This window comes from Metabacillus lacus (assembly GCF_009674805.1).
Taxonomy (GTDB): domain Bacteria; phylum Bacillota; class Bacilli; order Bacillales; family Bacillaceae; genus Metabacillus_C; species Metabacillus_C lacus.
On sequence record NZ_WKKI01000017.1, the window covers coordinates 20,170 to 42,393 of the forward strand.

At 43.1% G+C, this 22,224-nt stretch carries 35 protein-coding genes; all 35 read right to left on the minus strand.

What is annotated here, in order from left to right:
• Positions 1–24 precede the first annotated feature (24 nt).
• Entirely contained in the window at positions 25–414 is a 390-nt protein-coding gene (gene rpsK, locus GJU40_RS10330; RefSeq protein WP_154307680.1) for a 30S ribosomal protein S11, read from the minus strand.
• 26 nt (positions 415–440) lie between these two features.
• The gene (gene rpsM / locus GJU40_RS10335; RefSeq protein ID WP_154307681.1) at positions 441–806 is read right to left on the minus strand and encodes a 30S ribosomal protein S13; all 366 of its coding nucleotides are present in this window, start codon (positions 804–806) and stop codon (positions 441–443) included.
• 21 nt (positions 807–827) lie between these two features.
• Complete coding sequence (rpmJ, locus tag GJU40_RS10340; protein ID WP_003156543.1) at positions 828–941, minus strand: 50S ribosomal protein L36; 114 nt, start codon at positions 939–941, stop codon at positions 828–830.
• 33 nt (positions 942–974) lie between these two features.
• The gene (gene infA / locus GJU40_RS10345; protein WP_154307682.1) at positions 975–1,193 is read right to left on the minus strand and encodes a translation initiation factor IF-1; all 219 of its coding nucleotides are present in this window, start codon (positions 1,191–1,193) and stop codon (positions 975–977) included.
• Complete coding sequence (locus GJU40_RS10350; protein WP_154307683.1) at positions 1,186–1,506, minus strand: KOW domain-containing RNA-binding protein; 321 nt, start codon at positions 1,504–1,506, stop codon at positions 1,186–1,188. The genes infA and GJU40_RS10350 overlap by 8 nt, the downstream gene beginning before the upstream one ends.
• Positions 1,507–1,522: 16 nt before the next feature.
• Positions 1,523–2,269 (minus strand): type I methionyl aminopeptidase, encoded by a 747-nt coding sequence (gene map / locus GJU40_RS10355; protein ID WP_154307684.1) that lies wholly within the window; start codon positions 2,267–2,269, stop codon positions 1,523–1,525.
• Positions 2,266–2,919: an adenylate kinase gene (locus GJU40_RS10360; protein ID WP_154307685.1), complete on the minus strand. Its 654-nt coding sequence runs from the start codon at positions 2,917–2,919 to the stop codon at positions 2,266–2,268. The genes map and GJU40_RS10360 overlap by 4 nt, the downstream gene beginning before the upstream one ends.
• Before the next feature lie 55 nt (positions 2,920–2,974).
• Positions 2,975–4,273: a preprotein translocase subunit SecY gene (gene secY / locus GJU40_RS10365; RefSeq protein ID WP_154307686.1), complete on the minus strand. Its 1,299-nt coding sequence runs from the start codon at positions 4,271–4,273 to the stop codon at positions 2,975–2,977.
• Positions 4,273–4,713, minus strand: coding sequence for a 50S ribosomal protein L15 (gene rplO, locus GJU40_RS10370; RefSeq protein WP_154307687.1), 441 nt, complete (start codon positions 4,711–4,713; stop codon positions 4,273–4,275). The genes secY and rplO overlap by 1 nt, the downstream gene beginning before the upstream one ends.
• 30 nt (positions 4,714–4,743) lie before the next feature.
• On the minus strand, positions 4,744–4,926 hold the full coding sequence (rpmD, locus tag GJU40_RS10375) for a 50S ribosomal protein L30 (RefSeq protein ID WP_154307737.1): 183 nt from the start codon (positions 4,924–4,926) through the stop codon (positions 4,744–4,746).
• Positions 4,927–4,939: 13 nt separating this feature from the next.
• Complete coding sequence (gene rpsE / locus GJU40_RS10380; protein ID WP_154307688.1) at positions 4,940–5,440, minus strand: 30S ribosomal protein S5; 501 nt, start codon at positions 5,438–5,440, stop codon at positions 4,940–4,942.
• A gap of 23 nt (positions 5,441–5,463) precedes the next feature.
• Complete coding sequence (gene rplR, locus GJU40_RS10385; protein WP_154307689.1) at positions 5,464–5,826, minus strand: 50S ribosomal protein L18; 363 nt, start codon at positions 5,824–5,826, stop codon at positions 5,464–5,466.
• Between the two features lie 31 nt (positions 5,827–5,857).
• Positions 5,858–6,394, minus strand: coding sequence for a 50S ribosomal protein L6 (rplF, locus tag GJU40_RS10390; protein ID WP_154307690.1), 537 nt, complete (start codon positions 6,392–6,394; stop codon positions 5,858–5,860).
• Between the two features lie 31 nt (positions 6,395–6,425).
• Complete coding sequence (gene rpsH, locus GJU40_RS10395) at positions 6,426–6,824, minus strand: 30S ribosomal protein S8 (RefSeq protein WP_154307691.1); 399 nt, start codon at positions 6,822–6,824, stop codon at positions 6,426–6,428.
• 32 nt (positions 6,825–6,856) lie between these two features.
• Positions 6,857–7,042 (minus strand): type Z 30S ribosomal protein S14, encoded by a 186-nt coding sequence (locus tag GJU40_RS10400; protein ID WP_343031508.1) that lies wholly within the window; start codon positions 7,040–7,042, stop codon positions 6,857–6,859.
• 21 nt (positions 7,043–7,063) lie between these two features.
• Positions 7,064–7,603 carry a 50S ribosomal protein L5 gene (rplE, locus tag GJU40_RS10405; RefSeq protein ID WP_154307692.1) on the minus strand — a complete coding sequence of 180 codons (540 nt, stop codon included), beginning with the start codon at positions 7,601–7,603 and terminating at the stop codon, positions 7,064–7,066.
• A 25-nt stretch (positions 7,604–7,628) separates the two neighbouring features.
• On the minus strand, positions 7,629–7,940 hold the full coding sequence (rplX, locus tag GJU40_RS10410) for a 50S ribosomal protein L24 (RefSeq protein ID WP_154307693.1): 312 nt from the start codon (positions 7,938–7,940) through the stop codon (positions 7,629–7,631).
• Between the two features lie 39 nt (positions 7,941–7,979).
• The gene (gene rplN / locus GJU40_RS10415) at positions 7,980–8,348 is read right to left on the minus strand and encodes a 50S ribosomal protein L14 (RefSeq protein WP_154307694.1); all 369 of its coding nucleotides are present in this window, start codon (positions 8,346–8,348) and stop codon (positions 7,980–7,982) included.
• A gap of 39 nt (positions 8,349–8,387) precedes the next feature.
• Positions 8,388–8,651, minus strand: a complete 264-nt coding sequence (rpsQ, locus tag GJU40_RS10420) for a 30S ribosomal protein S17 (protein WP_154307695.1) — start codon at positions 8,649–8,651, stop codon at positions 8,388–8,390.
• Between the two features lie 25 nt (positions 8,652–8,676).
• Entirely contained in the window at positions 8,677–8,877 is a 201-nt protein-coding gene (rpmC, locus tag GJU40_RS10425; RefSeq protein WP_154307696.1) for a 50S ribosomal protein L29, read from the minus strand.
• Positions 8,867–9,301, minus strand: a complete 435-nt coding sequence (gene rplP / locus GJU40_RS10430; RefSeq protein ID WP_154307697.1) for a 50S ribosomal protein L16 — start codon at positions 9,299–9,301, stop codon at positions 8,867–8,869. Before rplP ends, rpmC begins: the two co-directional genes overlap by 11 nt.
• 1 nt (position 9,302) lies before the next feature.
• Positions 9,303–9,959, minus strand: a complete 657-nt coding sequence (gene rpsC / locus GJU40_RS10435; protein ID WP_343031509.1) for a 30S ribosomal protein S3 — start codon at positions 9,957–9,959, stop codon at positions 9,303–9,305.
• Between the two features lie 3 nt (positions 9,960–9,962).
• Positions 9,963–10,304, minus strand: a complete 342-nt coding sequence (gene rplV / locus GJU40_RS10440) for a 50S ribosomal protein L22 (RefSeq protein WP_154307698.1) — start codon at positions 10,302–10,304, stop codon at positions 9,963–9,965.
• Positions 10,305–10,321: 17 nt separating this feature from the next.
• Positions 10,322–10,600 (minus strand): 30S ribosomal protein S19, encoded by a 279-nt coding sequence (rpsS, locus tag GJU40_RS10445; RefSeq protein ID WP_154307699.1) that lies wholly within the window; start codon positions 10,598–10,600, stop codon positions 10,322–10,324.
• 57 nt (positions 10,601–10,657) lie between these two features.
• Positions 10,658–11,488: a 50S ribosomal protein L2 gene (gene rplB, locus GJU40_RS10450; protein ID WP_154307700.1), complete on the minus strand. Its 831-nt coding sequence runs from the start codon at positions 11,486–11,488 to the stop codon at positions 10,658–10,660.
• 30 nt (positions 11,489–11,518) lie between these two features.
• Positions 11,519–11,806 carry a 50S ribosomal protein L23 gene (rplW, locus tag GJU40_RS10455; protein WP_154307701.1) on the minus strand — a complete coding sequence of 96 codons (288 nt, stop codon included), beginning with the start codon at positions 11,804–11,806 and terminating at the stop codon, positions 11,519–11,521.
• Positions 11,806–12,429, minus strand: a complete 624-nt coding sequence (gene rplD / locus GJU40_RS10460) for a 50S ribosomal protein L4 (protein ID WP_154307702.1) — start codon at positions 12,427–12,429, stop codon at positions 11,806–11,808. Before rplD ends, rplW begins: the two co-directional genes overlap by 1 nt.
• Before the next feature lie 27 nt (positions 12,430–12,456).
• Positions 12,457–13,086: a 50S ribosomal protein L3 gene (gene rplC / locus GJU40_RS10465; protein ID WP_154307703.1), complete on the minus strand. Its 630-nt coding sequence runs from the start codon at positions 13,084–13,086 to the stop codon at positions 12,457–12,459.
• Between the two features lie 33 nt (positions 13,087–13,119).
• Positions 13,120–13,428, minus strand: a complete 309-nt coding sequence (gene rpsJ, locus GJU40_RS10470; protein WP_029282834.1) for a 30S ribosomal protein S10 — start codon at positions 13,426–13,428, stop codon at positions 13,120–13,122.
• A 301-nt stretch (positions 13,429–13,729) separates the two neighbouring features.
• Complete coding sequence (gene tuf / locus GJU40_RS10480; RefSeq protein ID WP_154307705.1) at positions 13,730–14,920, minus strand: elongation factor Tu; 1,191 nt, start codon at positions 14,918–14,920, stop codon at positions 13,730–13,732.
• Positions 14,921–15,031: 111 nt separating this feature from the next.
• A complete protein-coding gene (gene fusA, locus GJU40_RS10485; RefSeq protein ID WP_154307706.1) occupies positions 15,032–17,110 on the minus strand; it encodes an elongation factor G in 2,079 nt (692 codons plus the stop codon).
• A gap of 54 nt (positions 17,111–17,164) precedes the next feature.
• A complete protein-coding gene (gene rpsG / locus GJU40_RS10490; protein ID WP_154307707.1) occupies positions 17,165–17,635 on the minus strand; it encodes a 30S ribosomal protein S7 in 471 nt (156 codons plus the stop codon).
• A gap of 44 nt (positions 17,636–17,679) precedes the next feature.
• Entirely contained in the window at positions 17,680–18,099 is a 420-nt protein-coding gene (gene rpsL, locus GJU40_RS10495; protein WP_154307708.1) for a 30S ribosomal protein S12, read from the minus strand.
• 112 nt (positions 18,100–18,211) lie between these two features.
• Positions 18,212–18,460, minus strand: coding sequence for a 50S ribosomal protein L7ae-like protein (locus GJU40_RS10500; protein ID WP_154307709.1), 249 nt, complete (start codon positions 18,458–18,460; stop codon positions 18,212–18,214).
• Between the two features lie 135 nt (positions 18,461–18,595).
• Positions 18,596–22,195 carry a DNA-directed RNA polymerase subunit beta' gene (gene rpoC / locus GJU40_RS10505; RefSeq protein ID WP_154307710.1) on the minus strand — a complete coding sequence of 1,200 codons (3,600 nt, stop codon included), beginning with the start codon at positions 22,193–22,195 and terminating at the stop codon, positions 18,596–18,598.
• Between the last annotated feature and the right edge of the window lie 29 nt (positions 22,196–22,224).

Below are 22,224 nucleotides of genomic sequence, written 5' to 3' on the forward strand. Positions count from 1 at the left end.
GGATACAAAATCTATACAGAAAAATTATACACGACGACGTTTTGGTGGGCGGCATCCATTATGCGGAACTGGAGTAACGTCTCTGATAGCAGTTACTTCTAGTCCTGCAGCCTGAAGTGAACGGATTGCAGCTTCACGCCCAGCACCAGGACCTTTAACTGTAACTTCAAGAGTTTTCAGCCCGTGCTCCATGGATGTTTTAGCAGCAGACTCAGCAGCCATCTGTGCAGCGAATGGAGTAGATTTACGAGAACCTCTGAAACCAAGCGCACCAGCACTGGACCATGATAATGCATTACCATGTACATCTGTGATCGTTACGATTGTGTTGTTGAATGTTGAACGGATATGTGCCACACCAGACTCAATATTCTTTTTCACACGACGTTTACGAGTGTTAGTTTTACGTGCCATAGTTTGTTAACCTCCTTTACTTTACCTTATTTCTTTTTGTTAGCAACTGTACGACGTGGACCTTTACGGGTACGTGCGTTGTTTTTAGTGTTTTGTCCGCGAACCGGTAAACCGCGACGGTGACGTAAGCCACGGAAGCTTCCGATCTCGATTAGACGTTTGATGTTAAGAGAAATCTCACGACGAAGATCTCCTTCTACTTTCAATCTGTCAATTACTTCACGGATTTTCCCAAGCTCTTCTTCAGTCAGATCACGTACACGTGTATCCTCAGAAATTCCAGCTTCAGCAAGAATGTTTTCCGCAGATTTGCGTCCGATACCATAAATGTATGTTAAAGAAATGACAACACGTTTTTCACGTGGAATATCAACACCAGCAATACGAGCCATTATGCTGCACCTCCTTCTTTATTATCCTTGTTTTTGCTTATGCTTTGGATTTTCACAAATAACCATTACTTTACCTTTTCTGCGAATAACTTTACATTTTTCACAAATCGGCTTTACAGATGGTCTGACTTTCATGATTTTTCCAACCTCCTTAGTATAACGGAGTGCCTATTTGAAACGGTACGTAATTCTACCACGTGTTAAATCATATGGAGATAATTCTACCGTAACTTTGTCTCCAGGTAAAATGCGAATAAAGTGCATGCGGATTTTACCAGATACGTGCGCTAATACAGTATGACCGTTCTCAAGCTGAACTTTGAACATCGCATTCGGCAATGTCTCCTGGACCGTGCCTTCAACTTCAATTACATCATCTTTAGCCATTCAAGTGTTCTCCCTTCTTCAAATCAGCGACTTGCTCATTGACAAACTTTGTTAAAGCAAATCTAAGTTTGCCGTTTGTCACACGACCAGTCTCGACTATACTGCTCTGAACTTCCGGAGATAAGCAATCAAAAAATTCTAGATGGTTGATGTTTTTTTTCTTCGGAGAGTGAAACTTTCGTTTTTCTCCGTCAGCAAGTAAAACGAAGCGCTCATCGAGAATCTTAATCACAACAGCATATTGTCCTTCTTCTCTGCCTTGAGTGATCAAAACAAACTGCCCTATGCTCGGACTCGAATCAGGTTCGTTCAACAATTATCACCTTCACTTAGGCTTTAGTTAATATCTCATAGCCAGTTTCAGTTATCGCGATCGTGTGTTCAAAATGAGCACACATCTTGCCATCAACGGTAACAACCGTCCAATTATCAGACAGTGTTTTTACATAACGGGTTCCGGCGTTCACCATAGGTTCAACTGCCAGCACCATTCCAGGTTTCAGCCTGGGGCCTTTCCCTGGCGGACCGTAATGCGGAATCTGCGGATCTTCATGGAGATCCTGCCCTACACCATGCCCTACATATTCCCGAACAATAGAGAAGCCTTGTTCTTCGGCATATGTTTGTATTGCATGAGAGATGTTGGATAACCTCTCTCCTGGCTTAGCTTCTGTTAAGCCTCTATATAAAGACTCTTCCGTAACATCCAGCAATTTTTGCGTCTCATCATTTATATTCCCGACTGGATATGTCCATGCAGAGTCACCGTGGTATCCATTGAATTTTGCACCGATATCAACGCTAATGATATCTCCGTCACGTAACACTCGCTCTCCGGGAATACCATGAACGAGCTCTTCATTTACAGAAGCACAAATGCTTCCGCGAAAACCATTATAACCCTTAAAAGAAGGGATTGCATCATGATTACGAATAAACTTTTCGGCAATTGCATCCAGTTCTCTTGTCGAGATGCCTGGCACAATGCTTTTTTTCAGTTCTTGATGTGTCAGTGCTACAATGCGGCCAGCCTCACGCATAATATCAATTTCACGAGGAGTCTTACAGATGATCATTCACCTAATCCTCCAAGCAGACGATCGATGTCTTCAAATACAACATTGATATCCTTTTGACCATCAATATTGCGTAAGTAACCTTTTTCATCATAGAAAGCCAATAATGGCTCTGATTGATTCAAGTTGACTTCCAGACGGTTTGCAACTGTCTCTTCATTGTCATCAGCTCTTTGATAAAGCTCTCCGCCGCATTTGTCGCAAATGCCTTCTTGTGCAGGCGGATTAAAGACAAGATGATAGGTAGCACCGCAAGATTTACATATGCGTCTGCCGGTCAGGCGTTCCATCAGGATGCCTTTATCAACTGAAATGTTTACTACATAATCAAGTTTTTTCTCAAGGGATTTAAGAATATCTTCAAGAGCCTCTGCCTGAGCAACTGTTCTAGGAAAACCATCCAATAGGAAGCCTTTTGCACAATCATTCTTGCCCAATCTTTCACGGACAATACCAATTGTTACTTCATCAGGCACTAATTCACCTTTATCGATAAATGACTTAGCTTTAAGTCCAAGCTCAGTTTCTTCTTTCATAGCAGCTCTAAACATATCTCCTGTTGAGATATGAGGGATGTCGTATTTATCGACAATTCGTTCTGCCTGCGTGCCTTTACCGGCACCCGGCAAACCCATTAATACTAAATTCATCTGTATTCCCCCTCAGTCTCTATTTAGAGGGAATGGGAGCAGCTCCCATTTAACCTCATTGTTTGATAAAGCCTTTATAGTGACGCTTAACCAACTGACTTTCAAGCTGTTTCATCGTTTCAAGTGCAACACCGACAACGATTAGCAAGCTCGTTCCCCCGATTTGAGCAGCAGGAGGTAATCCAGCGAAACTAGTAAAAAACACAGGAAGAACTGCAATAACTGCCAAGAAAAGAGAACCTACGAGCGTTAATCGATATAGAACTCTAGTCAAGTACTCTTGAGTACTTACACCAGGACGGATCCCAGGAACATAGCCGCCTTGTTTCTTCAGATTATCTGCCATCTGTTCAGGGTTAACCTGAATGAATGCGTAGAAATACGTAAATGCGATAATCAGAGCTACATAGAACAGCATGCCGACGGGCTGCGAATAGTCAAAGTTTGTTTGTATCCATTGAGTTACATCATTTGGTCCGAAGAACGATGCAATCGTCGGCGGAGTAATGATGAAAGATACTGCAAAGATAACAGGAATAACACCTGCTGCATTCACTTTTAGCGGAATATGTGTAGACTGTCCTCCAGCTGGAGTACGGCCTGCCAGTCTTTTCGCATACTGAATAGGAATCTTCCGGTTGGCTTGCTGGATAAAGATAACCCCAACAATAATCGCAAGGACTGCCAACAGCAAGAGAACAACAGTTACAATGCGAAGAAACAGCTGATCACCGGCATCTTGGAATTGCTGAGCATATACCTGGTTAATGATGTTCGGAATGCCAGCAACGATACCTGCAAAGATCAGGATGGAAATACCATTTCCAACACCCTTTGCTGTGATCTGCTCACCAAGCCACATTAAAAATGCAGTTCCGGCAGTCAATACAATTGCAATCGTCAGATAAGTTCCAACACCCGGGTCCAGGATCAAAAGCCCTCCTGCAAGGTTGTTAAAACCGTACGACATGCCAAGAGCCTGAATAAACCCTAGAACAATAGTGAAATACCTTGTAAACTGCGTTAATTTACGACGGCCGGCCTCACCTTGTTTAGACCATTCAGTGAACTTTGGAACGACATCCATTTGAAGCAATTGAACGATAATTGAAGCAGTGATGTACGGCATAATCCCCATTGCTAGAATGGAAAAGTTGAACAGGGCGCCGCCGCCGAATGTATTAAGAATTCCAAACACATTAAGAGATTCATCCTGCGCCCTTAATACATCTGCATTAACACCTGGCACAGGGATGAATGAACCGATACGAAAGACGACAAGCAATAGTAGGGTGAAAATAATCTTATTTCGGATATCACCCACGCGCATAAAATTGGAGATTGTCTTTAACATTAGATCACCTCAGCTGTACCGCCAGCAGCCTCAATTGCTTCTTTAGCAGAAGAGGAAAATTTGTGTGCTTTTACTGTTAACTTTTTCTCTAATTTACCATTGCCAAGAACCTTAACTCCGGCATTAAGCTTGCTGATTACGCGAGTCTCAAGAAGCAATTCAGGAGTAACTTCAGTACCTTCCTCAAAACGGTTAAGATCTTCAAGGTTTAAGATAGCGAAGTCCTTACGGTTGATGTTAGTGAATCCACGCTTTGGAAGACGTCTAAACAAAGGAGTTTGACCACCTTCAAAACCAGGACGAACACCGCCGCCAGAACGAGCATTTTGACCTTTATGACCTTTACCAGATGTTTTACCATTTCCAGAACCGATTCCGCGACCTAGACGGTTGCGCTCTTTACGGGAACCTTCTGCAGGTTTTAATTCATGAAGTTTCATACTTACACCTCCTTATTTTTAAGAATGATATTATTGTTCTTTTACAGTAACAAGGTGTGCTACTTTGTTGATCATGCCACGGATTGCAGGATTGTCTTCATGCACGACAGTCTGGTGCATTTTTTTCAATCCAAGAGTTTTAACAGTTGTACGCTGGCCTTCCGGTCGGCCAATTACACTGCGAGTGAGGGTAATCGCTAATTTGTTTGCCATCATGTTTCCCTCCTTATCCTAACAGTTCTTCTACAGATTTTCCACGAAGCTTAGCAACGTCTTCAGCACGCTTCAGTTTACCAAGACCGCTGATTGTTGCACGCACCATGTTGATTGGTGTATTAGAACCAAGAGACTTAGATAAAATATCACTTACTCCAGCTAATTCTAACACTGCACGAACCGGTCCACCAGCAATAACTCCAGTACCTTCAGAAGCCGGCTTCAATAAGATGTTTCCAGCACCAAATTGACCGATGATTTCATGAGGAATTGTAGTTCCAACCATAGGAACTGCAACCAAGTTCTTTTTAGCATCTTCAATTGCCTTGCGGATTGCTTCAGGTACTTCTTGTGCTTTACCAGTACCGAATCCTACATGACCGTTTTTATCACCGACAACTACTAATGCAGCAAAACGGAAACGACGTCCACCTTTTACTACTTTAGCTACACGGTTTACGGTAACAACGCGTTCTTCAAGCTCTAATTTGTTTGGATCAATACGACGCATTCTGTGTGTCCCTCCTTTTTTGATTAAAATTCTAGTCCAGCTTCACGTGCAGCATCTGCCAAAGCCTGAATACGGCCATGGTAAAGATATCCGCCACGGTCGAATACTACAGATTTTACGCCTTTTTCTACAGCGCGCTCAGCCACTAATTGGCCAATCTTTTGAGCTGCTTCAAGGTTTGCAGTAGATTCCAAGCTTAGATCTTTATCTAAAGTAGATGCGCTAGCAACAGTTACACCATTAGCATCGTCAATAAGCTGTGCATAGATATGCTTGTTTGAACGGAATACGTTCAAGCGTGGTCTTTCAGCTGTACCAACAAGTTTAGCACGGACACGAGCATGTCTTCTCTTACGAGTTTCATTCTTGCTTACTTTCGTAATCATTTACGTCACTCCTTTCTTAACCTAGGCTGCATTACTTCGCAGTTTTACCTTCTTTACGACGAACGAATTCACCTTCATAACGGATACCTTTGCCTTTATAAGGCTCTGGAGGACGGATGCCGCGGATGTTAGCAGCTAGAGCTCCAACGCGCTCTTTGTCTACACCTTTAACAACAACCTTCGTTTGTGAAGGAACATCGATTTCTACACCCTCTTCAGGAAGAATTTCTACCGGATGAGAGTAACCAACACTAAGAACAAGCTTGTTTCCAGACTTTGTTGCACGGTAACCTACACCGATTAGCTCAAGTCCTCTTTCGAATCCTTTAGAAACACCTTCAACCATGTTTCCTAAAAGGCTGCGAGTTGTACCGTGAAGAGCACGGTGCTCTTTTTGGTCTGAAGGACGAGTTACTGATAACACGTTGTCTTCAACCTTTACATCAATATCAGAGTGAAACGTACGAGTTAGTTCCCCTTTTGGCCCTTTAACAGTTACAGTATCACCGTTGATAGTAACTGTTACGCCAGCAGGGATCTCAAGTGGTTTTTTACCTACGCGAGACATTCAATTGCACCTCCATTTCTATAACTGCTTATTACCAAACGTATGCTAATACTTCTCCGCCAGCTTGTTGTGCACGAGCTTCTTTGTCAGTGATGACACCTTGAGAAGTTGATAAGATTGCGATTCCTAAACCGTTTAAAACACGTGGAACTTCGTTTGATTTCGCATATACACGAAGACCTGGTTTGCTGATGCGTTTTAATCCAGTGATTACACGCTCATTATTTGAACCGTACTTCAAGAAAATACGGATAATACCTTGTTTGCTGTCCTCTACATATTCAACGTCACGAACAAAACCTTCACGCTTAAGGATTTCAGCGATGTCCTTTTTGATTTTAGAAGCAGGAAGCTCCAGCTTCTCGTGACGTACCATGTTCGCATTACGGATGCGAGTAAGCATATCTGCAATTGGATCTGTCATTACCATATCAAAATTACCTCCTTCCCATTTATGGGGTATTACCAGCTAGCTTTTTTAACGCCTGGAATTTGACCTTTATAAGCAAGTTCACGGAAACAAATACGGCAAAGTTTGAATTTGCGCAATACAGAGTGTGGACGTCCGCAGCGTTCGCAGCGAGTATACTCTTGTACTTTAAACTTTTGTTCACGCTTCTGCTTTATAATCATTGATTTTTTAGCCACGTTTTCGCCTCCCTTTTACGATTATTTTTGGAATGGCATGCCGAACTGAGTTAATAACTCACGAGATTCTTCGTCAGTGTTAGCAGTCGTTACAATAACAATATCCATACCGCGTACTTTGCTGACTTTATCGTAATCAATTTCAGGGAAGATTAACTGTTCTTTAACTCCAAGTGTATAGTTGCCGCGTCCGTCAAAAGATTTCTTTGAAACACCGCGGAAGTCACGTACACGTGGTAAAGATACAGATACAAGTTTGTCTAGGAACTCATACATGCGCTCGCCGCGAAGTGTTACCTTTGCACCGATTGGCATGCCCTCACGAAGACGGAAACCAGCGATAGATTTTTTAGCCTTTGTAATAACCGGTTTTTGACCAGTGATTAACGTAAGCTCTTCTACTGCGCTGTCAAGTGCCTTAGCATTTGCTACTGCGTCACCTACACCAGTATTGATAACGATTTTTTCAAGCTTAGGTACTTCCATTACTGATTTGTAATTAAATTTGCTCATCAGAGCAGGAGTAATTTCTTTATTAAACTTTTCTTTAAGGCGGTTCATCCGAAAGACCTCCCTTCCTTAGTTACTATTTATCTAAATTTTCACCGGATTTTTTCGCTACACGCACTTTCTTTCCGTCAACCACTGTATAACCAACACGAGTTACTTCACCTGTTTTAGGATCAAGTGGCATAACGTTTGATACATGGATTGGCGCCTCTTGGCTGTTAATTCCGCCTTGAGGATTTGCTTGGCTAGGTTTAGAGTGCTTTTTAACGATGTTTACACCTTCAACAAGCACGCGGTCTTTCTTTGGAAAAGCTTCAAGAATAACACCTTGTTTACCCTTGTCTTTACCAGAGATGACCATAACTTTATCACCTTTTTTTACATGCATCCCAGTCGCACCTCCTTAGTAAGGCAATCAATTTTTCTATTAAAGAACTTCTGGAGCTAGAGAAACAATTTTCATGAAGTTGTTGTCGCGTAATTCACGAGCAACAGGTCCGAAGATACGAGTTCCACGAGGACCTTTGTCGTCACGGATAATTACACAAGCATTTTCGTCAAATTTGATGTAAGTCCCGTCTGGACGGCGAGCACCACTCTTTGTACGAACGATTACAGCTCTAACAACATCACCTTTTTTAACAACGCCTCCTGGTGTTGCTTGTTTTACTGTACAAACAATTACATCACCAATGTTAGCTGTCTTACGGCCGGAACCGCCAAGCACTTTAATTGTTAATACTTCACGTGCACCAGAGTTGTCAGCAACTTTTAAACGAGATTCTTGTTGAATCATTCACGTTACCTCCCTTCGGAATTGTTTATCCGAACTATATTAGATAATAACAGCTTCTTCGACTACTTCTACAAGACGGAAACGTTTTGTCGCAGATAAAGGACGAGTTTCCATGATTCTTACGATATCGCCGATTTTAGCTTGGTTATTTTCATCATGAGCTTTGAATTTCTTAGAATACTTAACGCGTTTTCCATAAAGGGAATGCTTTTTATAAGTTTCTACAAGAACAGTAACCGTTTTGTCCATTTTATCGGACACTACGCGTCCTGTGTATACTTTACGCTGATTGCGTTCGCTCATTCTGTAAGCCTCCTCTCGAGATTAATTATTTGTTAGAAGCGATCTCTCTTTCGCGGATCACAGTTTTCATGCGAGCGATCGATTTACGAACTTCACGAATACGAGCAGTGTTTTCAAGTTGTCCCGTCGCAAGCTGGAAGCGAAGGTTGAAAAGCTCTTCTTTCAGTGATTTTACTTTTTGTTCAATTTCGGCAGTGGTTAGGTCACGGATATCATTAGCTTTCATTTGATTCACCACCAATTTCTTCGCGTTTCACGAATTTTGTTTTGATTGGTAATTTATGAGATGCAAGTCTAAGAGCTTCGCGTGCCACTTCTTCAGGTACACCGGAGATCTCAAACAATACTTTACCTGGCTTAACTACAGCCACCCATCCTTCAGGAGCACCTTTACCGGAACCCATTCGGACTTCTAGAGGCTTAGCAGTGTAAGGCTTAGAAGGGAAAATTTTGATCCATACTTTACCGCCACGTTTCATGTAACGAGTCATTGCAATACGAGCAGCTTCGATTTGACGGTTTGTAATCCAAGATGCTTCAAGAGCTTGGATTCCGTACTCTCCAAAGTGTACTTCAGCACCGCCTTTAGCACGACCGCGCATCTTTCCACGGTGTTCTCTGCGATACTTAACGCGTTTAGGCATTAACATATTATTTTCCTCCTTCCTCAGTTTTCTTCTTAGCAGGAAGAACCTCTCCACGGTAGATCCAAACTTTAACTCCTAATTTACCGTAAGTTGTGTCAGCTTCTGCTGTACCATAGTCGATATCTGCACGTAAAGTGTGCAATGGAACTGTTCCTTCGCTGTACTGTTCAGAACGAGCGATATCAGCTCCGCCAAGACGTCCGGAAACCATTGTTCTGATTCCTTTAGCGCCTGCACGCATTGCGCGTTGAATCGTTTGTTTTTGAGCACGACGGAAAGAGATACGGTTCTCTAATTGACGTGCAATGTTGTCAGCTACAAGCTTCGCATCAAGATCAGCTCTTTTGATTTCAACGATGTTGATATGAACACGTTTTTCAGTAAGCTGGTTAAGTGCTTTACGAAGAGCTTCAACTTCAGTACCGCCTTTACCAATAACCATACCTGGCTTAGCAGTATGAATTGTAATATTCACACGGTTTGCAGCACGCTCGATTTCAATCTTAGAAACAGATGCGTCGTTCAAACGCTTGTTTACATACTCACGGATTTTAATATCTTCATGTAAAAGGTCAGCATAATCTTTTCCTGCGAACCATTTTGATTCCCAATCACGAATAACACCAATACGAAGACCGACCGGATTAACCTTTTGACCCACTGATTATCCCTCCTTCTTTTCTGATACCACGATTGTAATGTGGCTCGTACGTTTGTTTATTTGGCTTGCACGTCCCATAGCACGAGGGCGGAAACGTTTCATTGTTGGACCTTCATCTACAAATGCTTGAGAAATAACCAGGCTGTTTACGTCCAAGTCATAGTTATGCTCAGCATTTGCAATAGCTGATTTCAACACTTTCTCGATAATTGGAGAAGCCGCCTTTGGCGTGTGCTGTAAAATCGCTACCGCTTCACCTACTTGCTTGCCTCGAATAAGATCAACTACTAAACGAACTTTACGAGGAGCAACACGTACTGTTCTAGCAACAGCTTTAGCTTGCATATAAAATGCCTCCTCTCTTAACGTCTTGTTTTCTTGTCGTCGGCTGCATGGCCTTTGTAAGTACGAGTAGGAGCAAACTCACCAAGTTTGTGACCTACCATATCTTCAGTAACATATACAGGAACATGTTTGCGACCATCATAAACCGCGATTGTATGACCAATGAATTGTGGGAAGATTGTAGAACGGCGAGACCAAGTTTTGATTACTTGCTTTTTCTCGGTTTCATTAAGTTTTTCAACTTTGTTCATTAAATGATCATCCACGAATGGTCCTTTTTTTAAGCTGCGACCCATTTTTGTACCTCCCTTCGCAATTGCGCTACGGTTCCTATGAACCGTAGGACAACCACGTTATTTTTTACGACGACGTACGATGAATTTATCTGATTTGTTTTTCTTCTTGCGAGTCTTGAATCCAAGAGTTGGTTTACCCCAAGGAGTCATTGGTGACTTGCGTCCGATAGGTGAACGTCCTTCACCACCACCGTGTGGATGGTCGTTAGGGTTCATAACAGATCCACGAACAGTTGGGCGCTTGCCTAACCAGCGTGAACGTCCTGCTTTACCTATTTTAATAAGTTCGTGCTGCTCGTTTCCAACCTGGCCGATAGATGCACGGCAAGTAGAAAGAATCATGCGAACCTCACCTGAAGTCAAACGTACAAGTACGTATTTTCCTTCTTTACCAAGTACCTGTGCAGAAGAACCTGCAGAACGTACCAGCTGTCCGCCTTTTCCTGGCTTAAGCTCGATGTTGTGAATTACAGTACCTACAGGGATGTTTTGCAATGGAAGTGCATTACCCACTTTAATGTCAGCTTCAGTTCCTGACATAAGTTCCATTCCAACCTCTAGGTTTTTAGGTGCTAGGATATAGCGTTTTTCACCATCAGCGTAATGAATTAACGCGATGTTTGCAGAGCGGTTAGGATCATACTCAATAGTAGCAACGCGTCCTGGTATACCATCTTTATCACGTTTAAAGTCGATAATACGGTATTGGCGCTTATGTCCTCCGCCTTGATGACGAACTGTGATTTTACCTTGATTATTTCGTCCAGCTTTTTTGCTAAGAGGAGCTAATAAGGATTTTTCCGGCTTATCAGTTGTGATTTCTGCGAAATCAGATACAGTCATACCACGACGTCCATTGGATGTCGGTTTGTACTTTTTAATCGCCATCTCGGTTTCCCTCCTTCACTTAATAGATTATTATACTTCGAATAGTTCGATTTCTTTGCTGTCAGCAGTCAGTTTAACGATCGCTTTTCTGCGGCGGTTCGTTAGACCTGAATAACGTCCTACACGCTTGAATTTCCCTTTGTAGTTCTGAATGTTGACTTTATCAACTTTCACGCCAAAGATTTCTTCAATCGCATCTTTCACTTCCGTTTTGTTGGCTCTAACGTCAACTTCGAAAGTGTATTTTTTATCAGCCATTAAGTCTGTAGATTGTTCCGTAATAACGGGGCGCTTAATAATATCACGAGGATCTTTCATTATGCAAGCACCTCCTCTACTTTTTGCACTGCGTCTTTAGTGAAAACAAGCTTGTTGTGGCTTACCACATCAAGAACGTTAACTCCGTTTGCATCTACTACAGTAACACCAGGGATGTTGCGAGCAGAAAGAGCAACATTTTCGTTAGCATCAGCAGTAACGATTAACGTTTTTTCTTCGATAGACAATCCTTTTAGGATGTTAGCAAACTCTTTAGTCTTTGGTGTTTCCAAAGCAAGGCTTTCCAACACTAAAACATTGTTATCTTGCACTTTAGATGATAGTGCCGATTTGATAGCAAGACGGCGAACCTTCTTAGGCAGCTTGAATGAGTAGCTGCGAGGTGTAGGTCCGAATACAACTCCACCGCCGCGCCATTGTGGTGAGCGGATTGATCCTTGACGTGCACGTCCAGTACCTTTTTGGCGCCAAGGTTTGCGACCTCCGCCTCTTACTTCAGAACGTCCTTTAACTTTGTGAGATCCTTGACGCAAGGATGCTCTCTGCATCACGATGGCCTCGAATACTACGCTCTCGTTCGGCTCAATACCGAAGATAGAATCGTTTAATTCGATTTCGCCTGCTGCAGATCCGTTTTGATTAAATAATGAAACTTTAGGCATTATCAAACTCCTCCTTTCTCGGAAAAATTATTTAGATTTTACTGCGCTTTTTACAGTAATCATAGCTTTTCTAGGACCTGGTACATTACCTTTGATCAATAGAAGGTTGCGTTCCGCATCCACTTTTACGATCTCAAGGTTTTGAACAGTGATTTGCTCTCCGCCCATACGGCCTGGAAGCAATTTGTTTTTGAATACGCGGTTAGGCGCTACAGGACCCATTGAACCAGGACGACGGTGATAACGAGAACCGTGAGACATTGGTCCGCGAGATTGGTTATGGCGCTTGATTGCACCTTGGAAACCTTTCCCTTTAGATACTCCTGATACATCTACAAATTCTCCTGCAGAGAAAATGTCAACTTTGACTTCCTGACCAACTTCATACTCTCCCAAGTTTACTCCGCGGAATTCTTTAACGAAGCGCTTAGGTGCAGTGTTCGCTTTAGCAACGTGTCCTTTTTCAGGCTTGTTAGCTAACTTTTCACGTTTGTCGTCAAATCCGATCTGGATTGCTTCATAACCATCATTTTCAGTGGATTTCTTTTGAAGAACAACGTTTGGAGCAGCTTCAATCACAGTTACGGGGATAAGATTACCGTTTTCAGCGAATACTTGCGTCATACCAATTTTTCTACCTAAGATTCCTTTGGTCATTAGTCACACCTCCTGTTAATTGTTTTTTATTTATTAAAGTTTGATTTCGATATCTACGCCGGATGGCAGGTCTAATCTCATTAATGCATCAACTGTTTGTGGAGTTGGATTAATGATGTCGATTAAACGCTTGTGAGTACGCATTTCGAATTGCTCACGAGAATCTTTATATTTATGCACCGCACGAAGAATCGTATAGATTGACTTCTCTGTCGGTAATGGAATCGGGCCGGATACGTTCGCACCTGAACGCTTAGCAGTTTCCACGATTTTTTCAGCAGATTGATCAAGAATTCTGTGATCATAAGCTTTTAAACGAATACGAATTTTTTGTTTTGCCATTACTTTCCCTCCTTTACGCCTACTAGTGATAGACAGTTCTCAACAAGAATTTCCCTCACACACTCGCCATGGCAAAGCGGCCGGGTGTGTCAGCAACCTCTTGTATCATCGCAGTCAAAGACCAACATGCACTATTATATAAAAAACCCAGAACAAATGCAAGGTTTTTTATGAAAAACTTTCTTTCCAGCGCACCTAAAATATTATACATGAAATCAGGGGCATTTTCAACAGAAGTTTAAGAGTTTTGTCCATAAAAAAAGACGGGCACGGAGCCCGTCTTTTTTTATCTATTTACTGATTACTCAGTGATTGTAGCAACTACACCAGCGCCAACTGTGCGTCCGCCTTCACGGATTGAGAATTTAGTACCTTCTTCAATCGCGATTGGAGCGATAAGCTCAACTGTCATTTCGATGTTGTCACCAGGCATAACCATTTCTACACCTTCAGGAAGGTTGCAGATTCCAGTTACGTCAGTTGTACGGAAGTAGAACTGAGGGCGGTAGTTAGTGAAGAAAGGAGTATGACGTCCACCTTCTTCTTTAGATAGAACATAAACTTCAGCTTTGAACTTAGTGTGTGGAGTGATCGTTCCTGGCTTTGCAAGAACTTGTCCACGTTGGATGTCTTCACGTGCTACACCACGAAGAAGGGCACCAATGTTGTCACCAGCTTCAGCGAAGTCAAGAAGCTTACGGAACATTTCTACACCTGTTACAGTAGTAGATTTTGGCTCTTCAGTGAAACCGATGATGTCGATTACTTCACCAACTTTAACTTGTCCACGCTCAACGCGTCCTGTAGCAACTGTTCCACGGCCAGTGATAGAGAATACATCCTCAACAGGCATCATGAATGGTTTTTCAGTGTCACGAGCTGGAGTTGGAATGTACTCGTCAACAGCGTTCATAAGTTCAACGATTCTTTCTTCCCACTCTGCTTCTCCTTCAAGAGCTTTAAGAGCAGAACCTTTAATTACAGGGATGTCATCGCCTGGGAAGTCGTACTCAGAAAGAAGGTCACGTACTTCCATTTCTACTAGCTCAAGTAGTTCTTCGTCGTCTACCATGTCACATTTGTTCATAAATACAACAAGGTAAGGAACGCCTACCTGGCGGGAAAGAAGGATGTGCTCACGAGTCTGAGGCATTGGGCCGTCAGCAGCAGATACCACTAGGATACCGCCGTCCATTTGAGCAGCACCAGTGATCATGTTTTTAACATAGTCAGCATGTCCTGGGCAGTCAACGTGCGCATAGTGACGAGTTTCAGTTTCATATTCAACGTGTGCAGTAGAGATTGTGATACCGCGCTCGCGCTCTTCCGGAGCAGCATCGATCATGTCGTATGCCATTGCAGCACCTTTACCGCTTCGCTTAGCAAGTACAGTTGTGATTGCAGCTGTTAATGTAGTTTTACCATGGTCAACGTGTCCAATTGTCCCGATATTGGCATGGGTTTTGGAACGGTCGAATTTTTCTTTACCCATTCTAAAATCCTCCTTAGTGATGATATAAGTATATAGATTATAGAAAGTGAAATTTCTTTCACTTTCTATTTATACATAAGTAGTTATACTTCAATAAAGGTAGAAAATCAATTATTCACCTTTATTTTTTTTGACAATTTCTTCAGAAATTGACTTTGGTACTTCTTCGTAGTGGTCGAAATGCATAGAGAATGTACCGCGTCCCTGCGTGTTTGAACGAAGGGCAGTTGCATATCCGAACATTTCAGAAAGTGGAACCATCGCACGAACAACTTGAGCGTTACCGCGAGCTTCCATACCTTCTACGCGTCCACGACGGGAAGTGATGTCACCCATAATGTCTCCCATGTACTCTTCAGGGATTACAACTTCAACTTTCATAACCGGCTCTAAAAGAACTGGGCTACATTTAGAAACTGCATTTTTAAGAGCTAGAGAAGCTGCTACTTTAAATGCCATTTCGTTGGAGTCAACATCATGGTAAGATCCGTCGAAAAGACGAGCCTTAACATCGATTAGCGGATAACCGGCTAATACACCATTTTTCATTGAATCTTCAAGACCGGATTGTACTGCTGGAATATATTCACGAGGAACTACCCCACCAACGATTCCGTTTTCGAATTCAAAGCCTTTGCCTTCTTCGTTTGGAGAGAATTCAATCCAAACGTGACCAAACTGACCGCGTCCACCTGACTGACGTACAAACTTACCTTCAACCTGTGCAGACTGACGGAATGTTTCACGGTAGGCAACCTGCGGAGCACCAACATTTGCTTCAACTTTGAACTCACGTCTCATACGGTCAACAATGATGTCAAGGTGAAGTTCACCCATACCGGAAATGATCGTTTGTCCAGTTTCAGGATCTGTATGTGCTTTGAAAGTTGGATCTTCTTCAGAAAGCTTTGTTAAAGCTGTAGACATTTTGTCTTGGTCAGCTTTAGATTTTGGTTCAACTGATAGAGAGATAACCGGCTCAGGGAATTCCATTGATTCCAGGATAACCAGGTTTTTCTCATCGCACAGAGTATCACCAGTAGTAGTATCTTTAAGACCTACCGCTGCAGCAATATCACCAGCATAAACAGTTGAGATTTCTTCACGAGAGTTAGCATGCATTTGCAGGATACGTCCTACACGCTCACGCTTGCCTTTCGTGGAGTTTTGTACGTATGAACCAGAGTTAAGGACACCTGAATATACGCGGAAGAATGTAAGCTTACCAACGTAAGGATCAGTCATAACCTTGAATGCAAGGGCAGAGAACGGACCTTCATCGCTGGATTCGCGTGTTACTTCTTCGTCACTGTCAGGAAGAATACCTTTAATAGCCGGAACATCAGTTGGAGCTGGAAGGTAGTCAAGAACAGCATCAAGCATTAGCTGAACACCTTTGTTCTTAAATGCTGATCCACAGATTACAGGGAAGAATTCAACGTTTACAGTACCTTTACGGATCGCAGCTTTGATCTCATCTACAGAGAACTCTTCACCTTCAAGGTATTTCAACATAAGTTCTTCGTCAAGCTCTGCTACCGCTTCAATTAGTTTTCCACGGTATTCTTCTGCCTGCTCTTTGTACTCTTCAGGAATTTCTCTCGCATCTGTACGAGTTCCAAGGTCATCTTCGTAGAAATATGCTACGTTTTCTACTAGGTCGATGATACCTTCGAATTGGTCTTCAGCACCGATAGGAAGCTGAATTGGGTGTGCATTTGCTTGCAAACGGTCATGGATAGTCCCTACAGAGTAAATGAAATCTGCACCGATTTTATCCATTTTGTTTACAAATACAACACGCGGTACACCATAAGTAGTAGCCTGGCGCCAAACAGTTTCAGTTTGAGGCTCAACTCCGGATTGTGCATCCAGAACTGCTACTGCTCCATCAAGAACACGAAGGGAACGTTCAACTTCAACAGTGAAGTCTACGTGGCCCGGAGTATCAATGATGTTTACACGGTGGCCTTTCCACGAGGCTGTTGTAGCAGCAGAAGTGATCGTGATACCACGTTCCTGCTCCTGCTCCATCCAGTCCATTTGAGAAGCACCCTCATGAGTTTCACCGATTTTGTGAATACGGCCAGTATAGTAAAGTACGCGTTCTGTTGTAGTCGTTTTACCGGCATCAATGTGAGCCATGATGCCGATATTCCGAGTATTTTCTAAGGAGAACTCTCTTGTCATATGGGTTTTTCTCCTTCCTCAAAAAGGAATATTAGTTTTAACGTATTATGAATCTTACCAGCGGTAATGAGCAAATGCTTTATTAGCTTCAGCCATTTTGTGTGTGTCTTCACGCTTTTTCACAGATGCACCAGTGTTGTTTGCTGCATCAAGAATTTCGTTAGCAAGACGCTCTTCCATCGTTTTTTCTCCGCGAAGACGAGCATAGTTTACCAACCAGCGAAGACCTAGAGTAGTACGGCGCTCAGGACGCACTTCCACAGGTACTTGATAGTTTGCTCCACCTACACGGCGGGCTTTTACTTCAAGAACTGGCATGATGTTTTTAAGAGCTTGTTCAAACACTTCCATAGGGTCGTTGCCTGTACGTTCTTTTACAGTAGCAAGCGCAGTATAAAGGATTGTTTGAGCAGTTCCTCTCTTACCATCGACCATGATTCTGTTGACTAAACGTGTAACAAGCTTTGAATTGTAAATCGGATCTGGCAAAACGTCTCTTTTTGTTACAGGACCTTTACGTGGCATGTTTGTTAGCCTCCCTTCCTTAAGTTTCCTTCTTTTTTAGTTCATTATTTTTTAACTTTAGGGCGTTTTGTACCGTACTTAGAACGGCCTTGCATACGGTTTTCAACTCCAGCAGTATCAAGCGCTCCACGAACAATATGGTAACGTACCCCCGGTAAGTCTTTTACACGACCGCCGCGGATCAGTACTACACTGTGCTCTTGCAGGTTGTGTCCGATACCAGGAATGTAGGCAGTAACCTCGATTCCGTTAGTCAAGCGTACACGAGCGTATTTACGAAGTGCTGAGTTTGGCTTTTTCGGTGTCATTGTACCAACACGTGTGCAAACACCGCGCTTTTGTGGTGAAGAAGTGTTAGTGTGCTCTTTTTTGAAGCTGTTGTAGCCTTTGTTCAATGCAGGAGACTTAGATTTTTCAATCTTGCTAATGCGTCCCTTGCGGACTAATTGATTAATAGTAGGCATTGTTTTTTTCCTCCCTTCCTTTTTTACTAAACCCACACATCCAGGTGGTTCATATTTGGGCAAAAACAAAGTCCTTGCAACCTAGTCTTATAGACTCTGCAAAAACAGGTTTTTATTCAATGATTGCTACAGTAGAGGCACCAACTTCTATGCCGCATGCTTTTCCAAGCTTCTTCATAGAAGGAACATTCAGGACCGGTATTTGTCTTTGCTGCGCTAATTGTATTACTTTAGAAGTAACTTTCGGATCAGCGTCTTCCGCAACGACCAGTTCCCTTACCTGATCATTCTTTAATGCTTTTACCGTTTGCTTTGTACCAACAATAATCTTTCTTGCCTGTGATACTTTTTCATAAGACATTTTTTGATATATCCTCCAAAGCAACAGGTTTCGATTTGAGCACCTTTGTAATAGTAACATCCTAAGAGGATGGATGTCAACCATGTATAAAATATTTTTTATACAAGACATCCACCTCTTAACATGTTTTTTAGTTTATTCCACAGTAACTGTATCTTCTGCGCTTTGAGTTTCTGGAATCGGGTTGACTTTTCTGTATCTTTGCATACCAGTTCCAGCTGGAACAAGCTTACCTATGATAACATTTTCTTTCAAACCGAGAAGCTCATCACGTTTTCCTTTAATTGCTGCATCTGTCAGGACACGCGTTGTTTCCTGGAATGATGCTGCAGAAAGGAATGAATCTGTTTCAAGCGATGCTTTTGTAATACCGAGAAGAACCGGACGGCCTGATGCAGGTCGTTTTCCTTCCAGGAGCACCTTTTTGTTTGCATCTGTAAACTGGTGAATATCCAGCAGCGAGCCAGGCAGTACGTCAGTATCTCCCGCATCAGACACTCTTACTTTTCTAAGCATCTGGCGAACCATTACTTCCACGTGCTTATCGCCGATTTCAACACCCTGCATACGGTATACCTTTTGAACTTCTCTCAGCAGGTATTCCTGTACGGCATTTAAATCTTTTACTTTCAGCAATTCTTTCGGATCTATAGAACCTTCTGTCAGTTCCTGCCCTCTTTCAACAGTGTCGCCTTCGGTTACTTTCAGGCGTGCATTGTATGGAGCAGTATAAGAACGTGATTCCACATCGTTTTGCACAACGATCTCCTGCTGTTTGTCACGTACTTCCGTAAGCGAAACAACTGTGCCCTCAATTTCAGAAATCGTTGCCTGCCCTTTAGGATTACGCGCTTCAAACAACTCCTGGATACGAGGAAGACCTTGTGTGATATCGTCTCCGGCTACTCCGCCTGTATGGAACGTACGCATTGTAAGCTGTGTTCCCGGCTCTCCGATAGACTGTGCTGCGATGATTCCAACAGCTTCACCAACTTCAACGTCCGAACCTGTCGCAAGGTTGCGGCCGTAGCATTTTTTACATACACCATGACGGGTGTTACAAGTAAATGCAGAGCGGATCCATACTTCTTCAATGCCTGCTTCAGTGATTTCAACTGCCAGGTCTTCAGTAATCAATTCGTTTTCACCCATGATTACTTCACCGGTTTGGGGATGCTTGATTGTTTTTCTGGAGAAACGTCCAATTAAACGTTCGTCCAAACGCTCAATAACCTCTGTTCCTTCTTTAATGGCAGCTGCAAGGATTCCTCTGTCAGTTCCACAGTCATCGTCACGGATAATAACATCCTGTGCAACATCCACAAGTCGTCTTGTAAGATAACCTGAGTCAGCTGTTTTCAGGGCTGTATCGGCTAGACCTTTACGCGCTCCATGAGTGGAGATAAAGTACTCGAGAACTGTCAGACCTTCACGGAAACTTGACTTGATCGGAAGCTCAATGATACGTCCGGCCGGGTTCGCCATAAGTCCGCGCATACCCGCAAGCTGGGTAAAGTTGGATGCGTTACCACGGGCTCCGGAATCACTCATCATAAAGATTGGGTTGCTTACATCAAGGGTCGCCATCAGCTTGCCCTGAATCGTATCCTTCGCCGCACTCCAGATTGAGATAACACGCTCATAGCGTTCATCTTCGGTGATTAGACCGCGTCTGAACTGCTTTAATATGTTATCTACCCTTTCCTGTGCTTCTTTCAGGATTTCCTGCTTTTCAGCCAGAACGATGATATCAGATACACCAACAGTAATACCTGCTTTTGTAGAGTATCTGAATCCAAGATCTTTCAGGCGGTCCAGCATTTTTGATGTTTCTGTGATCTGGAAGCTTTTGAAAATCTGAGCAATTATCTCGCCTAGTACTCCCTTTTTGAAAGGGTCAATGACTTCCTGGGCTTCTATAAATTCTTTAACGTTTACTGTCGGCTCAATAAAATATTTCTCAGGCATCTTTTCTTCAATATTCAACTTCGTCGGCTCATTCATGTACGGGAATGATCTAGGAAGAATCTCGTTGAAGATCAGTTTTCCAACTGTAGTGACAAGAAGCATTTTATTTTGCTCTTCAGTGAATGTTTCATTGTTTAATGATCCGGCATGAACGGCTACCCTTGTATGAAGGTGGGCATATCCAGTCTGGTATGCAGTCAGCGCTTCATTTGTATCCTTAAATATCATGCCTTCCCCGATTGCTCCCTCACGCTCCATAGTCAGGTAGTAGTTACCTAGAACCATATCCTGTGATGGTGTAACAACCGGTTTTCCATCCTTAGGATTCAGGATGTTCTGAGCAGCCAGCATTAGTATTCTTGCTTCCGCCTGTGCTTCTGCAGCAAGAGGCACGTGAACCGCCATCTGGTCACCGTCAAAGTCAGCGTTGTATGCTGTACATACAAGCGGGTGAAGACGGATGGCTCGGCCTTCTACAAGCGTTGGTTCGAATGCCTGGATGCCAAGTCTGTGAAGAGTAGGTGCGCGGTTTAATAGAACCGGATGCTCCTTAATGACAGACTCAAGTACATCCCACACTTCAGGCTGTACACGCTCAATTTTGCGCTTTGCACTCTTGATGTTATGTGCAAGGCCTTTTTCAACAAGCTCTTTCATGACGAAAGGCTTGAACAGCTCAAGTGCCATTTCCTTCGGCAGTCCGCATTGATACATTTTCAGGTTTGGACCAACGACGATAACTGAACGGCCTGAGTAGTCAACACGCTTACCGAGAAGGTTTTGACGGAAACGTCCCTGCTTTCCTTTCAGCATATGAGAAAGAGATTTAAGAGGACGGTTACCCGGTCCTGTAACAGGACGGCCGCGTCTTCCGTTATCAATCAGGGCATCAACTGCTTCCTGAAGCATACGCTTCTCATTTTGAACGATGATGCTTGGAGCACCAAGATCCAACAGACGCTTTAAGCGGTTATTACGGTTAATAACACGGCGGTACAAATCATTCAAGTCAGAAGTCGCAAAGCGTCCTCCGTCAAGCTGTACCATCGGACGCAGCTCAGGCGGTATAACAGGAAGCACATCAAGAATCATCCAGAAAGGCTCATTGCCTGAGTTACGGAATGCTTCGAGTACTTCCAGCCTTTTAATCGCTCTTGTACGACGCTGGCCCTGGGAAGTTTTCAGTTCTTCTTTCAGCTGCTCAACATCTTTGTCCAGATCAATGTCCTGCAAAAGCTTTTTAATCGCTTCTGCTCCCATTGCAGCCTGGAAAGTAGCACCATACTTATCACGGTATGCACGGTACTCCTTTTCAGAAAGAAGCTGTTTCTTGTCAAGAGGTGTATCTCCCGGTTCTGTCACAACATAGGAAGCAAAGTAGATCACTTCCTCCAAAGCACGAGGGGACATGTCAAGTACAAGTCCCATTCGGCTTGGAATTCCTTTGAAGTACCAGATGTGAGACACAGGGGCAGCAAGCTCAATGTGCCCCATACGTTCACGGCGGACTTTCGCCCTCGTTACTTCTACTCCGCATCTGTCACAAACAACGCCTTTATAACGGACGCGTTTATATTTGCCGCAATGGCATTCCCAGTCTTTTTGTGGACCGAAGATGCGTTCACAGAAAAGTCCGTCCTTTTCCGGTTTTAGAGTACGATAATTTATTGTTTCTGGCTTCTTTACTTCACCAAAAGACCATGAACGAATCTTATCTGGTGATGCAAGACCAATGCTCATATACTCAAAATTATTTACATCTAGCAAGGGGCCTACCTCCCTTTTGATCTGCGGGT

Bases quoted from the DNA above. Each gene is read 5' to 3' on its own strand.
- rplW (WP_154307701.1), bottom strand. From the start codon at position 11,806: ATGAAAGATCCTCGTGATATTATTAAGCGCCCCGTTATTACGGAACAA.
- rplD (WP_154307702.1), bottom strand. From the start codon at position 12,429: ATGCCTAAAGTTTCATTATTTAATCAAAACGGATCTGCAGCAGGCGAA.
- rpsQ (WP_154307695.1), bottom strand. From the start codon at position 8,651: ATGAGCGAACGCAATCAGCGTAAAGTATACACAGGACGCGTAGTGTCC.
- rpsE (WP_154307688.1), bottom strand. From the start codon at position 5,440: ATGCGTCGTATTGATCCAAACAAATTAGAGCTTGAAGAACGCGTTGTT.
- rplX (WP_154307693.1), bottom strand. From the start codon at position 7,940: ATGCATGTAAAAAAAGGTGATAAAGTTATGGTCATCTCTGGTAAAGAC.
- infA (WP_154307682.1), bottom strand. From the start codon at position 1,193: ATGGCTAAAGATGATGTAATTGAAGTTGAAGGCACGGTCCAGGAGACA.
- rpsH (WP_154307691.1), bottom strand. From the start codon at position 6,824: ATGGTAATGACAGATCCAATTGCAGATATGCTTACTCGCATCCGTAAT.
- map (WP_154307684.1), bottom strand. From the start codon at position 2,269: ATGATCATCTGTAAGACTCCTCGTGAAATTGATATTATGCGTGAGGCT.
- GJU40_RS10360 (WP_154307685.1), bottom strand. From the start codon at position 2,919: ATGAATTTAGTATTAATGGGTTTGCCGGGTGCCGGTAAAGGCACGCAG.
- rplB (WP_154307700.1), bottom strand. From the start codon at position 11,488: ATGGCGATTAAAAAGTACAAACCGACATCCAATGGACGTCGTGGTATG.
- rpmJ (WP_003156543.1), bottom strand. From the start codon at position 941: ATGAAAGTCAGACCATCTGTAAAGCCGATTTGTGAAAAATGTAAAGTT.
- rpsM (WP_154307681.1), bottom strand. From the start codon at position 806: ATGGCTCGTATTGCTGGTGTTGATATTCCACGTGAAAAACGTGTTGTC.
- rplC (WP_154307703.1), bottom strand. From the start codon at position 13,086: ATGACCAAAGGAATCTTAGGTAGAAAAATTGGTATGACGCAAGTATTC.
- rpsJ (WP_029282834.1), bottom strand. From the start codon at position 13,428: ATGGCAAAACAAAAAATTCGTATTCGTTTAAAAGCTTATGATCACAGA.
- rplV (WP_154307698.1), bottom strand. From the start codon at position 10,304: ATGCAAGCTAAAGCTGTTGCTAGAACAGTACGTGTTGCTCCTCGTAAA.
- rpsL (WP_154307708.1), bottom strand. From the start codon at position 18,099: ATGCCTACTATTAATCAATTAGTCCGCAAGGGACGCATTAGCAAGATT.
- tuf (WP_154307705.1), bottom strand. From the start codon at position 14,920: ATGGGTAAAGAAAAATTCGACCGTTCCAAAACCCATGCCAATATCGGG.
- rpmC (WP_154307696.1), bottom strand. From the start codon at position 8,877: ATGAAAGCTAATGATATCCGTGACCTAACCACTGCCGAAATTGAACAA.
- rpmD (WP_154307737.1), bottom strand. From the start codon at position 4,926: ATGGCAAACAAATTAGCGATTACCCTCACTCGCAGTGTAATTGGCCGA.
- rplP (WP_154307697.1), bottom strand. From the start codon at position 9,301: ATGTTAATGCCTAAACGCGTTAAGTATCGCAGAGAACACCGTGGAAAG.
- fusA (WP_154307706.1), bottom strand. From the start codon at position 17,110: ATGACAAGAGAGTTCTCCTTAGAAAATACTCGGAATATCGGCATCATG.
- rpsS (WP_154307699.1), bottom strand. From the start codon at position 10,600: ATGGGTCGCAGCTTAAAAAAAGGACCATTCGTGGATGATCATTTAATG.
- rpsG (WP_154307707.1), bottom strand. From the start codon at position 17,635: ATGCCACGTAAAGGTCCTGTAACAAAAAGAGACGTTTTGCCAGATCCG.
- rplE (WP_154307692.1), bottom strand. From the start codon at position 7,603: ATGAACCGCCTTAAAGAAAAGTTTAATAAAGAAATTACTCCTGCTCTG.
- rpsK (WP_154307680.1), bottom strand. From the start codon at position 414: ATGGCACGTAAAACTAACACTCGTAAACGTCGTGTGAAAAAGAATATT.
- rplF (WP_154307690.1), bottom strand. From the start codon at position 6,394: ATGTCTCGCGTAGGTAAAAAACCACTTGAGATCCCTGCTGGCGTAACA.
- secY (WP_154307686.1), bottom strand. From the start codon at position 4,273: ATGTTAAAGACAATCTCCAATTTTATGCGCGTGGGTGATATCCGAAAT.
- rplN (WP_154307694.1), bottom strand. From the start codon at position 8,348: ATGATTCAACAAGAATCTCGTTTAAAAGTTGCTGACAACTCTGGTGCA.
- rplR (WP_154307689.1), bottom strand. From the start codon at position 5,826: ATGATTACGAAAGTAAGCAAGAATGAAACTCGTAAGAGAAGACATGCT.
- rplO (WP_154307687.1), bottom strand. From the start codon at position 4,713: ATGAAACTTCATGAATTAAAACCTGCAGAAGGTTCCCGTAAAGAGCGC.
- GJU40_RS10500 (WP_154307709.1), bottom strand. From the start codon at position 18,460: ATGTCTTATGAAAAAGTATCACAGGCAAGAAAGATTATTGTTGGTACA.